The sequence below is a fragment of the Actinomycetospora straminea genome (genome assembly GCF_028737255.1).
Classification (GTDB): Bacteria; Actinomycetota; Actinomycetes; order Mycobacteriales; family Pseudonocardiaceae; genus Actinomycetospora; species Actinomycetospora straminea.
This window is the reverse complement of the sequence record NZ_JAQZAN010000013.1, coordinates 132,449-144,676: the sequence shown is the minus strand read 5'-3', so window position 1 is coordinate 144,676 and position 12,228 is coordinate 132,449. Positions and strand designations below refer to the sequence as shown.

12 protein-coding genes are annotated in these 12,228 nt (G+C 74.2%); 2 read left to right on the top strand and 10 right to left on the bottom strand.

All coding sequences use genetic code 11. The features are described 5' to 3' along the window. Positions 1 to 3 precede the first annotated feature (3 nt). Complete coding sequence (locus tag PH190_RS18550; protein ID WP_274233009.1) at positions 4 to 861, top strand: methyltransferase domain-containing protein; 858 nt, start codon at positions 4 to 6, stop codon at positions 859 to 861. On the opposite strand, the gene PH190_RS18545 is transcribed toward PH190_RS18550, so the two are convergent. Genes PH190_RS18545 through PH190_RS18525 form a run of 5 tightly spaced genes read right to left on the bottom strand, consistent with a single transcriptional unit; the run spans position 821 to position 6,699 of the window. Beyond that, positions 821 to 2,182: an acetyl-CoA carboxylase biotin carboxylase subunit gene (locus PH190_RS18545; protein WP_274233008.1), complete on the bottom strand. Its 1,362-nt coding sequence runs from the start codon at positions 2,180 to 2,182 to the stop codon at positions 821 to 823. The two genes, PH190_RS18550 and PH190_RS18545, sit on opposite strands and share 41 nt — an antisense overlap. Continuing rightward, positions 2,179 to 2,421 carry an acetyl-CoA carboxylase gene (locus tag PH190_RS18540; RefSeq protein ID WP_274233007.1) on the bottom strand — a complete coding sequence of 81 codons (243 nt, stop codon included), beginning with the start codon at positions 2,419 to 2,421 and terminating at the stop codon, positions 2,179 to 2,181. The genes PH190_RS18545 and PH190_RS18540 overlap by 4 nt, the downstream gene beginning before the upstream one ends. Before the next feature lie 17 nt (positions 2,422 to 2,438). Then, a complete protein-coding gene (locus PH190_RS18535) occupies positions 2,439 to 3,410 on the bottom strand; it encodes a 5-oxoprolinase subunit C family protein (protein WP_274233006.1) in 972 nt (323 codons plus the stop codon). After that, complete coding sequence (locus PH190_RS18530; RefSeq protein ID WP_274233005.1) at positions 3,407 to 4,312, bottom strand: 5-oxoprolinase subunit B family protein; 906 nt, start codon at positions 4,310 to 4,312, stop codon at positions 3,407 to 3,409. The genes PH190_RS18535 and PH190_RS18530 overlap by 4 nt, the downstream gene beginning before the upstream one ends. Continuing rightward, positions 4,309 to 6,699, bottom strand: a complete 2,391-nt coding sequence (locus tag PH190_RS18525; RefSeq protein ID WP_274233004.1) for a xanthine dehydrogenase family protein molybdopterin-binding subunit — start codon at positions 6,697 to 6,699, stop codon at positions 4,309 to 4,311. Before PH190_RS18525 ends, PH190_RS18530 begins: the two co-directional genes overlap by 4 nt. A 276-nt stretch (positions 6,700 to 6,975) precedes the next feature. Here PH190_RS18525 and PH190_RS18520 point away from each other — a divergent pair, with 276 nt between their 5' ends. Beyond that, the gene (locus PH190_RS18520; RefSeq protein ID WP_274233003.1) at positions 6,976 to 7,266 is read left to right on the top strand and encodes a DUF1540 domain-containing protein; all 291 of its coding nucleotides are present in this window, start codon (positions 6,976 to 6,978) and stop codon (positions 7,264 to 7,266) included. Here PH190_RS18520 and PH190_RS18515 read toward each other — a convergent pair. The 5 genes from PH190_RS18515 to PH190_RS18495 form a co-directional block, all read right to left on the bottom strand. After that, a complete protein-coding gene (locus tag PH190_RS18515) occupies positions 7,251 to 7,664 on the bottom strand; it encodes a hypothetical protein (RefSeq protein ID WP_274233002.1) in 414 nt (137 codons plus the stop codon). The genes PH190_RS18520 and PH190_RS18515 overlap by 16 nt on opposite strands. An 81-nt stretch (positions 7,665 to 7,745) precedes the next feature. After that, a complete protein-coding gene (locus PH190_RS18510; RefSeq protein WP_274233001.1) occupies positions 7,746 to 8,492 on the bottom strand; it encodes a class I SAM-dependent methyltransferase in 747 nt (248 codons plus the stop codon). Continuing rightward, positions 8,489 to 9,514 carry a magnesium/cobalt transporter CorA gene (corA, locus tag PH190_RS18505; protein ID WP_274233000.1) on the bottom strand — a complete coding sequence of 342 codons (1,026 nt, stop codon included), beginning with the start codon at positions 9,512 to 9,514 and terminating at the stop codon, positions 8,489 to 8,491. The genes PH190_RS18510 and corA overlap by 4 nt, the downstream gene beginning before the upstream one ends. 99 nt (positions 9,515 to 9,613) lie before the next feature. Beyond that, on the bottom strand, positions 9,614 to 10,369 hold the full coding sequence (locus PH190_RS18500; protein WP_274232999.1) for a CPBP family intramembrane glutamic endopeptidase: 756 nt from the start codon (positions 10,367 to 10,369) through the stop codon (positions 9,614 to 9,616). Then, complete coding sequence (locus tag PH190_RS18495) at positions 10,366 to 12,174, bottom strand: alpha/beta hydrolase (protein WP_274232998.1); 1,809 nt, start codon at positions 12,172 to 12,174, stop codon at positions 10,366 to 10,368. Before PH190_RS18495 ends, PH190_RS18500 begins: the two co-directional genes overlap by 4 nt. Between the last annotated feature and the right edge of the window lie 54 nt (positions 12,175 to 12,228).

Here is a 12,228-nt window from a genome sequence, read left to right as displayed (position 1 = left end):
GCCGTGACCGCGCAGGACCCGCCCGAGCCCGCCGCCCCCGCGATCTCGCTGCACGACTTCACCGACATCGACCACTCCGCCGAGTCGACCTACGTCGCGGCGCTCGAGGCGTTCGACCGGCTGCCGCTGCTGCGCGAGCTCAAGGCCCTCGCCGTCGAGCGCACGCACACCGGCCCGGGCCGGCGGGTCCTCGACGTCGGCTGCGGGTTCGGCCTCGAGACCCTCCGACTGGCGCGGCTCGTGCAGCCCGGCGGCGCGGTGACCGGCATCGACCTGTCCGCCGACTTCGTCGCCGAGGCGCGCCGCCGCGCCGCCGCGGCGGGGCTCGACGTCGACCTCGTGCCCGGCGACGCCCAGCGGCTGCCCTTCGCTGACGACGCCGTCGACGTCGCCCGCGCCGAGCGTGTCCTGATCTACCTCGACGACCCGGGCCGCGCCCTCGCCGAGCTCGTCCGGGTCACCCGCCCCGGCGGACGGATCGCGATCATCGAGCCCGACTTCGACACCAACACCGTCAACGTCGACGACGCGCGGCTCGTCCGCGCCGTCCTCGCGCACGAGGCCGACACCGCCGTCGTCAACCCGCGCCTGGTGCGCGACCTGCGCGGCGACCTCGGCGCGCTCGGCCTCACCGACGTCGAGGTCGACAGCCGCATGGTGATCTTCTCGCAGGACCTCGCCGCCCAGTACTTCGCCGGCATCGGCGAGGCGGCGGCCAGCGCGGGCGCGATCGACGCCGAGGACGGCCGGCGCTGGACGTCGACCATCGCGGCGCTGCACCGCGACGGGCGGCTGTTCGGGGCGGTCGGCTACTACCTGTTCACGGCGACCGTCCCGCCAGCCACGTCTCCAGCGTCGTGATGTCGTAGCCGCCGTCGACGACGGCCGGCTCGTCGAGCAGGCGGCGGTGCAGGCCGATCGTCGTCGGGAGCCCGTCGACGCGGTACTCCGCGAGCGCCCGCCGGCCGCGGGCCAGGGCCTGCTCGCGCGTCGGCGCCCACACCGAGAGCTTGGCGACGAGCGAGTCGTAGAACGGCGGCACGGCGTCGCCGGCCATCAGCGCGGTGTCGACGCGCACGCCCGGCCCGCCCGGCAGCTCGAGGGCCTCGACGGTGCCCGGCGAGGGCAGGAAGTCCTGGTCGGGGTCCTCGGCGTTGACCCGGAACTCGATCGACGCCCCGCGGCACGCGATGTCGTCCTGGGCCACCGACAGCGGGTCGCCCGACGCGATGCGCAGCTGCTCGGCGACGAGGTCGAGCCCGGTGACCCACTCGGTGACGGGGTGCTCGACCTGGATGCGGGTGTTCATCTCGATGAAGAAGAACTCGGCCGCGTCACCGGAGCCCTCGACGAGGAACTCCACCGTGCCCGCGCCGACGTAGCCGACCTCTCTCGCCAGCCGCGCGGCCGCGTCGCAGAGCGCCGACCGGACCGACGGGTCGAGCCCCGGCGCCGGCGCCTCCTCCAGGATCTTCTGCCGCCGCCGTTGCAGCGAGCACTCCCGCTCCCAGCAGTGCACCACGGTGCCGTGGGTGTCGGCGAGGACCTGCACCTCGACGTGCTTCGGGCCCTGCAGCGCGCGCTCGAGGTAGACCTTGTCCGACCCGAACGCCGACGCGGCCTCCCGCTGGGCCTCGGCGACGACCGTCCGCAGCTCGTCCGCCGACCCCGCCGGCCGGATGCCGCGCCCACCACCGCCCGCCGAGGCCTTGACCAGCACCGGGTAGCCGACCTCCCCGGCCGCGGCCACCGCCTCGTCCGCCGACGACACCTCGTCGCTGCCCGGCACCACGGGCACGCCCGCCGACCGGGCGACGGCGCGGGCGGCGGCCTTGTCGCCCATCGTCGCGATCACCGACGACGGCGGGCCCACGAACACCAGGCCCGCCTCCTCGACGGCCGCGGCGAACCCGGGGCGCTCGGAGAGGAAGCCGTAGCCGGGGTGGATCGCGTCGACCCCCGCCGAGCGCGCGGCCTCGAGCACCGCCTCCTCGTTGAGGTAGCTCTTCGACGCCGCCGACTTGCCGAGGTGGACCGCGTCGTCGGCCATCCGCACGTGCGCGGCCGACGCGTCGGCGTCGGAGTACACCGCGACCGCGCGGACGCCGAGCTCCCGGCACGCGCGCACGACGCGCAGGGCGATCTCGCCGCGGTTGGCGACCAGGACGCTGCGCAGGGTCACGTCTCCAGCTCGACCAGGTCCTGGCCGATCGTCACCTCGTCCTCGTTCTCGACGAGGAAGCGCGCGACGGTGCCCGCGGCGTCCGCCTTGACCTCGTGGAACGTCTTCATGACCTCCACCAGCCCGACCGTGTCGCCCTCGGCCACCGAGGAGCCCTCGGTGACGTAGGGATCGGCGTCGGGCGACGGTCGGTGGTAGAAGACGCCCGGCGTCCGGGACGTGATGGTGTGGTTGCCCACGACGTGTGTCCTCCCGATCAGGCGAGCGCGGAACGGATGCGGTCGAGCGCGCCGAGGCGGTCCCTGCGGACCTCCAGCGCCCCGTCGAGGTCGACCGGCACGAAGCGGGTCCTGTCGCCGGTCTTGGTCTGGGCGAGCCGGTCGCGGTCGACCGACACCACGGTGCCGAGCGTCGCGTAGCCCCCGCCGGTCACGGCGTCCTGCAGCAGCACGATCGGCTCGACGCCCCCGGGGACCTGCACCGACCCGACCGGGTAGCCGCAGTCGGTGACGTTCGCGGGGTCGCTGCCGGCCCCGAAGGGCTGCTCGCGGGGCACGAACTCCAGCTCGGCGCCGCGGAAGCGGTACCCGACGCGGTTGGCGTCCGGGGTCACCTTCCACTCGGTGTCGGTGAACCGGGCGAGGCTGTCGTCGGTGAGCCGGTAGCTGTGCAGGCCCACGAGCAGGTGCACCTCCGCGGTCGACGGGTGCACCGGCACGTCCCCGCTCTCGAGGCGTCGCCCGGCCTTCACGTCCCGCGCGTCGGACCCCAGCGCCAGCTCGTCCCCGGCCCGCAGCGCGCGCCCCTGGAACCCGCCGATCCCGACGAGCGTGTAGGTCGAGCGGCTGCCGTAGTAGAGCGGCACGTCGATGCCGCCGGCGACCGCGACGTAGGGCCGGGCGCCGGCGCGCAGCTGCCCGAACGACAGCACCGACCCCGACGACACGGCCACCGACTCCCACGTCGGGATCTCCTCGCCGTCGACGAACGCGGGGATGTCCGCGCCGGTCACGGCGACGACCGTGTCGACGGTGAACTCCAGCGTCGGCCCGAGGTAGACCGCCTCCAGCGCCGCGGCACCGGGCTCGTTGCCGACCAGCGCGTTGCCCACGTGGTAGGCGAACGAGTCGAGCGCGCCCGAGGGCGGGAAGCCGATGCTGTAGTAGCCCAGCCGCCCGGTGTCCTGGACGGTGGTCTCGAGACCGGGGTCCTGAACCCTGATCGTCACCCGTACAGCACCTCCTTCATCGCCGCGTTGGTGCCGTCCGGGTCGGCGAGGAAGCGGCTCGGCGAGAACTCGAGCTCCTGGTACGAGTAGCGCCAGGTCCCGGCGTCGACCTGGGCCCGCACGTCGTCGTACTCCTCGCGGTCGACGCGCCGGTAGTTGATCACGTCGCCGTGCTGGAAGAACACCACCGAGTCGTTCTCGGCGAAGTCGGGCAGCCGCTGCTCGCCGTCGAAGATCGGCGCGGGCGCCGAGCCGAACAGCTGGTAGCCGCCCGCACCCTTGACCGGGTAGATCACCGCGAACGCCCCGCCGAACCCGAACGCCCGCTCCGGGGTCTCGGTGCGCGGGCGGACGTACTTCGGGACCTCCACCTGCCGCTCCCGCGGCACGAGCTGGAAGCACCACGGCAGCCCGGGGACGAAGCCCATCATCGTGACGAGGTACGGCGACGCGGCGAGCGCGTCGATGAAGTCCTCGGTCGACGCGTAGCCGTTGATCCGGGCGCCGTAGTCGAGGTCGGTGCCCGTCGGGTCCTGGTGGCGGTCGCGGAACTTCATGAGGACCTCGTGGGTCCACGGATCGTTCAGCATGATCGGGACGTCGACGATCCGCGACGCGACGGTGAGGCCGTCGGACAGCGACCCGACCTCGTCCTCGATGCGCTGCAGCTCGCGCACGAGGTCGCGCGGGTGCAGCCGGTCGGGGTCGACGCGGACCATGTACGACGCGTTCGACGGGCAGATCTCCTCGACGCCGGGGATCGCCTCCTCGCCCAGGCGCCGGGTGATCGCCAGCGACCGGAAGTGCACCGGCAGGCTCATCGCCGCCGAGAGCTCGACGTAGACGAACTCGTCGCCCCCGTGGTCGTACCGCGTCTCCGTCTCGGCCTCGGTGGCGGTCATGCGATCACCTTGGCCGCGTCGGTGATCGCGCGCCAGACCCGCTGCGGGGTCAGCGGCATGTCGAGGTGCGTGACGCCCCGGGCGGCGAGGGCGTCGATCGCCGCGTTCACCACCGCCGGCGAGGACCCGATCGCCCCGGACTCGCCGATCCCCTTGGCGCCGAGCGGGTTGGTCGGCGAGAGGGTGACGGTCTGGTCGAGCTCGAAGCCGGGCAGGTCGGCGGCCGCGGGCACCGCGTAGTCGGCCAACGTCGCCGCCGTCGGCTGGCCCGCCTCGTCGAACGTGGCCTGCTCGTAGAGGGCCTGCGCGATGCCCTGGGCGATGCCGCCGTGCAGCTGCCCGTCGACGATCTGCGGGTTGACGATGCGCCCGCAGTCGTCGACGGCGACGAAGCGCCGGACCCGGGTGTCGCCGGTCTCGGTGTCGACCTCGACGACGGCGATGTGGGTGCCGAACGGCCAGGTGAAGTTGGGCGGGTCGAAGTGGTGGTCGGCGGTGAGGTTCGGCTCCATGCCCTCGGGCAGGTCCGCCGCGAGCGAGGCCGCCCCCGCCACCTCCTGGATCGTCAGCGACGGGCCCGAGGTCCCGGCCACGGAGAAGACCCCGCCGGTGAACTGGAGGTCGTCCTCGGACGCCTCGAGCAGGTGCGCGGCGAGCAGCCGGGCCTTGGCGACGACCTTCTCCGCCGCGCCGTAGACCGCCGAGCCGCCGACCGCGAGGCTGCGCGAGCCGTAGGTGTCGCGCCCGAAGGGCGCGATCATGGTGTCGGAGTGGAACACCTCGACGTCGGCGGGGTCGATGCCGAGCGAGTCGGCCACGATCTGGGCCCACGCCGTCTCGTGGCCCTGGCCGTGCGGGCTGGTGCCGGTGACGACCTCTGCGCGCCCGGCCGTCGTCATGCGGACCGTCGCGGCCTCCCAGCCGCCGCTCTGCAGCCGCACGCCGGCGGCCACCTTCGACGGCGAGAGCCCGCCGGACTCGGTGAAGTTGCCGATGCCCACGCCGATCTCGACCGTCTCGCCGGCCTCGCGACGGCGGCGCTGCTCGGCGCGCAGCCCCTCGTAGTCGACCAGCTCGAGCGCGCGGCGCATGCAGGGCTCGTAGTCGCCGGAGTCGTACTGCACGCCGGACGGGACGGTGCGCGGCTCGGAGAACGGCGGGTGCAGGTTGCGCAGCCGCAGCTCGGCGGGGTCCATGTCGAGGGCGCGGGCGAGGTCGTCGAGGACCCGCTCGTGGGCGTAGGCCGCCTCGGAGCGCCCGGCGCCGCGGTAGGCGTCGGTGGGGGTGAGGTTGGTGAACACGCCCCGGCACTCGAAGTCGTAGGCGCCGAAGTCGTAGAGCCCGCAGTAGGTGAAGGCGCCGAACACGGCGATGCCGGGGGTCAGCAGCTGCAGGTAGGCGCCCATGTCCGCGACGAGGCGGACCTTCATCCCGAGGATCTTCCCGTCGCGCGTCGCGCCGACGGTCATGTACTGGACCTGCCCGCGGCCGTGGGTGGTCGCGATGTGGTGCTCCGAGCGCGTCTCGGTCCACTTGACGGGCCGGCGCAGCCGCTTCGCCAGGACCAGCGCGAGCGCCTCCTCGGCGTACACGTTGAGCTTCGCGCCGAAGCCGCCGCCGACGTCGGGGGCGACGACGCGCAGCTTGGTGTCGGAGATGCCGGTCATCAACGCGAGGAGGTCGCGCACGAAGTGCGGCACCTGGGTCGAGGTGTGGATCGTGAACCCGCCGCCGACGGCGTCCGGGGTGACCACCACCGCGCGCGTCTCCATCGGCGAGGCCATGACGCGCTGCTGGAGGTAGCGGCCCTCGACGACGACGTCGGCCTGCGCCAGCGCCGCGTCGACGTCGCCGACCGCGAGCGGCCAGGTGTAGCAGTGGTTGGTGCCGAACTCCTCGTGCACCAGCGGGGCGCCGGGCTCCAGGGCGGCCTCGATGTCGACCACCGCGGGGAGCTCGTCGTAGTCGACGACCACGAGCTCCGCGGCGTCCCGGGCGGCCGCGGCGCCGGTCGCCACCACGACCGCGACCGCGTCGCCGACGTGGTTGACCTCGTCGCGGGCCAGCGGGCGGTGGTCGGGCACGAGGATGTCCTCGGTGACCGGCCAGCCGCACGGGATGCCGATCGCGAACTCGTCGTGGAGGTCGGCCCCGGTGAGGACCGCGACGACACCGTCGGCCTCGCGGGCGGCGGTCGTGTCGATCCCGGCGATCCGCGCGTGCGCCACCGGGCTGCGCACGAGCGCGAGGTGCACGGTGCCGAGCGGGGCGATGTCGTCGGTCCAGGTACCCCGGCCCGTGAGCAGCGCGGCGTCCTCCCTGCGCGGCAGGCTCCGGCCGACGTACGTGGTGGTCGTCGCGGTGGGCTGGGGGACGGTCTCGGTCATCCGGGGTGCTCCCGTCGGCCGGCGGTGGTGGTACCGGTCACCGTGGCCCAGATGATCCTGATGGGGAAGAGCCCCGCGGCTGAGGACAGGGCAACCTTCCTCCGACAGGCCCGGACGGGTGGGGCGCACTGTGACCGTCGTCACAGTCTCGACGGTTTGTCGCGGGTGTCGCTGCGGTTCCCGCAGGTCGCTCGTCGCCGGGACGGCCGTCCGCCCTGGTCAGGGCAGCCTTCACTGCCTGGCGAGGGGGTCCGCCGGACCGCCACCATCGTCGCCATGACCGCAGCCCAGAGCCTGCCCACCGTGCAGGGTTGTTCCGCGACCTCGTGTGCCTACAACGAGGACTCGACCTGCCACGCCGCCGCGATCACCATCGCCGGCGACAACGCCGCGTGCGGCACCTTCGTCGAGATCTCGTTCCGTGGCGGCGTCGACCGCAACGGCGTGGTCGGCGCGTGCCACCGCTCCGAGTGCAAGTTCAACGACAAGCTCGAGTGCACCGCATCGTCGGTCGAGATCGGCGCCGGCAAGGACGTCGCCGACTGCCTGACCTACGAGGCCCGGTAGAGCTCCTCGAGCGGCGCGAGCGACCCCGCAGCGGGCTCCACGACGAGCCCGCGCACCGGGTCGGCGCGCAGCGTCGCGTCGGCGACCGCGAGCGCGGCCACGCTGTCGTCGTCGTCGACCAGGACCGCGGCACCCCGTGCGGCCAGGCCCGCCAGCGCGCCCAGCACCACGCGGCGCCCCGTGGCGTCGAGCCCGTCGGTGACCCGGTCCACCAGCACGACCGCGGCGCCGCCCGCCTCCTCGAGGCGGCGGCGCCGCTCCCGCACGCCCGCCGACGGGTCGACGGTGATCCGCCGGACCCCGGACGACGCGTCGTCGCACATCGCCATCAGCCGCCGCCGCACGATCGGCTCGCCGAGCAGCACGGTCACCTCGGCCGTGGGCAGTCGCAGCGTCATCGCCCGCCTCCTCGTTCAGTGAGGGGAGGCTAACCTGACTTGCCCGCCGCCGTCCATGCCCGGACGACCCCTGGGCGGATCTCACCCGGATGTCCGGAACGCCCTCCAGACCGCGGTCACGAACGGCACGCGCACGGGGTCGGTGCCCACCGCCCGCGCCACGTGCTCGCGCGCCCGCCGGTCGACCTCCGCCCGCTCGTCCGCCGGCAGTGTCAGGACCGCGGAGTGGGTGCCGAGCATCGCCGCGACGTCGGCGGCGGCCATCCACACCGCGTGCCGGAACACCTGCGGCTCCCCGGGGCCGAACGGGGCCCCCTCCGGCAGGTCGACGACGAAGTCGGCGTCCACCGCCGGCGCCCGGCCCTGGTCGTCGAGCCCCCCGATCGCCCGCAGCTCGGCGACCCACTCCTGTGCGGGATCCCAGTAGGTCCACAGCAGGCCCAGCACCCCGCCCGGGCGCAGGACACGGCCGACCTCGGCGCTCGCCCGGTCCGGGTCGAACCAGTGCCACGCCGACGCGACCAGGACGGCGTCGACGGACGCGTCGGGCAGCGGGACGTCCTCGGCGGTGCCGGCGAGCACCCGCACCCCCGGGCTCCTCGTCGCGAGCACCCCGCGCATCGCGTCGTCCGGCTCGACCGCGACGACGTCGGTGGCGCCCGCGGCGGTCAGGGCCCGGGTCAGCAGGCCCGTGCCGGCGCCGAGGTCGAGGACGGCGGCCCCGGGCCCGGGCAGCAGCCGGCGCACGGCCTCGGGCGCCGGGGCCGGGCGCAGCCGGTCGTAGTCGTCCGCGGCGGCCCCGAAGGACCGGGCGCGGTCGGGGTTCACAGCCAGCCGCGCTTGTGGAACAGGAGGTAGAGCGTCACCGACGCGAGCACCATCAGTCCCAGGGCGAACGGGTAGCCGAACGTCCACGCGAGCTCGGGCATGTTCTCGAAGTTCATGCCGTAGATCGCCCCGATGAGCGACGGGGTGAACAGGATCGCCGCCCAGCTCGAGATCTTCTTGACCTCCTCGCCCTGGGCGAGGCTCGTCTCGGAGAGCCGGCGCATCTCCTCGTTCTGCCGCTGCCCCACGAGCGCGGCGTTGACCTGCAGGATGTTGCCGAGCAGCTGGCGGAAGTTGTCGGCGGACTCGCTGATCTGCGCGGTGTGGTCGGCGACGTCGCGCAGGCCGCGGTGCAGCTCGATCTGGGCCGGGTCGTCGGCGGACTCGGCGACCAGCCCGTCGAGGACCTCGCGCAGCGGGTCGACGGCGCGCTGCAGCTCGATGACCTCGCGGGAGAGCTGGTAGATGCGCCGCGAGACGCTGGGGTCGCCGCCGAAGACCTGGGTCTCGATCTGGTCGATGTCGTTGCGCAGCCCGCGGGTCACGGGCAGGTAGTCGTCGACGACGCGGTCGAGCACGGCGTAGAGGACCGCTCGCGGGCCCCGGGCCAGCAGCGACGGGTCCGCCTCGAGCCGGGAGCGCACCGACGACAGGTCGGGGGTGTCGGCGTGCCGGACGGTGACCACGAAGTCCTGGCCGAGGAAGAGGTGGATCTCGCCGACCTGGACGTCCTCGTCCTCGTCGACGTACCAGGCCGGGCGGAGCACGACGAACTCCACGTCGTCGTAGCGCTCCAGCTTGGGACGCTGGTGGGCCGCCACGGCGTCCTCGACCGCGAGCGGCGGCAGCGAGAGCTCCTGGGCCAGCCGGTCGATCTCGTCGGCGTCGGGACGCAGCAGCCCGATCCAGGCGAACCCGTCGTCGGCCCCGTGCGTGCGCAGCATCTCCAGGGTGCGGTCCAGCGAGTCCGGCTCGCGGGAGCGCTCCCCGTGGACGTACACCGCGTTGTCGACGACGGTCATCGGGACATTCTCTGCTACGCGTACCGAGCCCGCGCCGCCGCACGCCGACACACTGCGCGACGGAGGAGTGCAGGGTGTCGGACCGGCCTGGCGCGACTCCTAGTGCGCGAGGGCCACGCCCGCGGCGACGAGCCCGACCGCGTTGGTGCCCAGGTGCAGCCCGATCGGGGCGAGCACCGAGCCGGTGCGGTGGCGCAGCCAGCCGAGCGCGAAGCCGCCCAGCACGGTCACCACGAGGACCGCGAGCGCGGAGGTCCACTGCAGCGTCGGCGGCAGCGGCACCGCCGAGGGCCCGAGCGCGACGGTGAGGTGCCAGAGGCCGAACGCCACCGCGGTGGTGCTCAGGGCGACGCGGGCGGACAGCGAGCGGACGGTGTGCCCCTGCAGCACGCCGCGGAACGCGAGCTCCTCGGCGAGCACGGTGCCCAGCGGGATGAGGACGAGGCCGCGCAGGAGGAGCGCCCCGGGGGAGGCGCCGGCGAGCTGCGGGTTCTCGAGCAGGTGGGGCGCGACGGTGAGCACCGCGCCGTAGCCGAGGATCGCGACACCGATGGCCGCGCCGCCCCAGCGCGCGCCCGCGCCCCAGGTGCCGCGGCCGATGCCCAGGTCGGCCCAGGTCAGCCCCAGCAGGCGGGCGACGGTGACGAGCGCGGCGACGCCGCCGAGGTTGAAGAGGGCCTTGAGCACCGGGTCGGCGGGCAGTGCCGGCAGGGCGACGTTGCTCCAGCCGAGCAGCAGGAGCGCGACCACCGCGGGCGGGGCGAGGCGCCGCCAGTGGGGTGCCGTCGCGTCGGTCCGAGCAGGGTCGTCCGACGGTGGGCGCGCGTCCGTGGCCGTGGGCTGGGGAGCGGTCACAGCCCCAGCATGCCTGCCACCCTCTCCGTGTCCGCAGGGGTCCACCCCGCTGGCATACCCATCGTGAGCCAGCCTTCGACCATCACCGCGCGGTACTGGTGGCCGTGCCCGTCGGGCACCGACAGCGAATTGGTGAGGTCGATGGTGACCTGCCAGAAGGTCACGACCGGGTACCAGTCGACGGCGTCGGACACGTCCCGACCAGGGGGTTCGGTGAGCCAGTCGGGCCGGTGCCAGAGGAGCTCCGGGGACCACCAGACGACGGGGTCCGAGGGGTGCTGCAGGTAGACCACGTGTGGTGAGGACCACACTCCCGGCGGCTCCCGGAGCTCCGCCGCGGTCGACCCGAAGCGGACCTCGCGGCCGTCGTCGACCACGGGGCGGACCTCGGTCGAGCCGGGGTCGCGGCGCGCGGTGAGCTCCGCGTGGAGGCGGTTGGAGTTCGGAGGGCCGACCCAGAGGACCCCGTCGGCCTGGGCCCGCGCGTCGTCGATGCTCGAGAACGCCGCCTCCGAGCCCTGCGAGCCGAGGCTCTCGCCGAAGACGATGAGCCGAGGTCGCCGGTCCGGGGGCATCTGCTCGACGCGCGCGTGCACGGCGTCGAAGAGCGCCCGCCCCTCGGCCGCGGCGCGGCTGCGGTCGACGACGAACGACAGCCAGCTCGGCAGGTAGGAGTACTGGGTGGCGACGATCGCGCTGTCCCCGCCCCAGATCATCTCGAGGGAGTCGGCCACCGAGTCGTCGATCCAGCCCGTGCCGGTGGTGGTGACGACGGCGACGACGTCGCGCTCGAACGCCCCGGTGCGCTCGAGCTCGGCGACGGCGAGGCGGGCCCGCTCATCGGGACCCGGCGCGGACATCAGCCCGACGTAGGCGCGGATCGGGGGCACGGGACGGCGCCCGGACGCCTCGCCGAGCCGGGCGAGCGTCGGCCCACCCGCGACGAAGTCCTGGCCCTCGCGCCCCAGCGACGTCCAGGGCACCAGGGAGGGCGGCGAGCCCGAGCGCAGCGGGGAGATCGGGGCGACGACGCCCGGGTAGGTCTCGTCGTTGGTGGCGCTGAAGGCGGCATCGGCGACGCGCAGGCCGGTGCGCAGGACCAGCGCGTCGATGATCGTGGCGACGAGGACGACGACGATCACGGTGCCGGCGACCGTGGCCACCTGCGCGGGGAGGTGGGCGCGGCGGCGCAGCAGGTCACCGGCCCGGCCGGCGAGCCAGCGCACGCCGCGGCCGAACCCGACGATCAGCCCGGCGACGACGAGCGCGACCGGGCCGGCGCGCAGCCAGCCGTCGGTGGTGGGCTGCGCGATGCCCATGAGCCCGGCGACCTGCTGCTGCCACCCGGCGCCGGCGACGAGCATCATGACCAGTGCCACCGTCGCGGTGACGACGAGGACGAGCCAGGCCCCGGGGGTCAGCCAGACCGGGGTCGCGCGCTGCACCCGCACGGTGAGGTGGGTCCACTTGCCCGTGCGCCCCACCAGCCAGGCGAACGCCACGCCGAGCCCGTAGCCCAGGCCGCCGGAGATGCCGGTGGCGAGGCCCTGGAAGAGGTAGTCGCGGGGGATCAGCGACGGGGTGAGCGAGATGAGGGCGAACGCGACGCCGACGACGAAGCCCGCGGGGTGCGCGCGCGGGACGTAGCGCACGAGGGCGGCCAGCCGGGGCGGGAGCAGCGGGGAGTCGCTGCCGAACTGGTGGCGCTGGTCCTCGCGGTGCCACAGGTGGTGGTGGTCGAGCTCCTCCTCGAACTCCCGCTGGAACTCGGTGTCGAGCTCCGTGCGGGCATCGCCCTCCGCCACGCGTCCCAGCTTCCCGCGCCGCGCAACCCGGTACACGCCACGTGGCCGAGCCCA

What these genes read in the sequence shown, in the direction of transcription:
- PH190_RS18530 (WP_274233005.1), bottom strand. Translation starts at nt 4,312, where the DNA reads ATGACCGCCACCGAGGCCGAGACGGAGACGCGGTACGACCACGGGGGC.
- PH190_RS18525 (WP_274233004.1), bottom strand. Translation starts at nt 6,699, where the DNA reads ATGACCGAGACCGTCCCCCAGCCCACCGCGACGACCACCACGTACGTC.
- PH190_RS18520 (WP_274233003.1), top strand. Translation starts at nt 6,976, where the DNA reads ATGACCGCAGCCCAGAGCCTGCCCACCGTGCAGGGTTGTTCCGCGACC.
- PH190_RS18515 (WP_274233002.1), bottom strand. Translation starts at nt 7,664, where the DNA reads ATGACGCTGCGACTGCCCACGGCCGAGGTGACCGTGCTGCTCGGCGAG.
- corA (WP_274233000.1), bottom strand. Translation starts at nt 9,514, where the DNA reads ATGACCGTCGTCGACAACGCGGTGTACGTCCACGGGGAGCGCTCCCGC.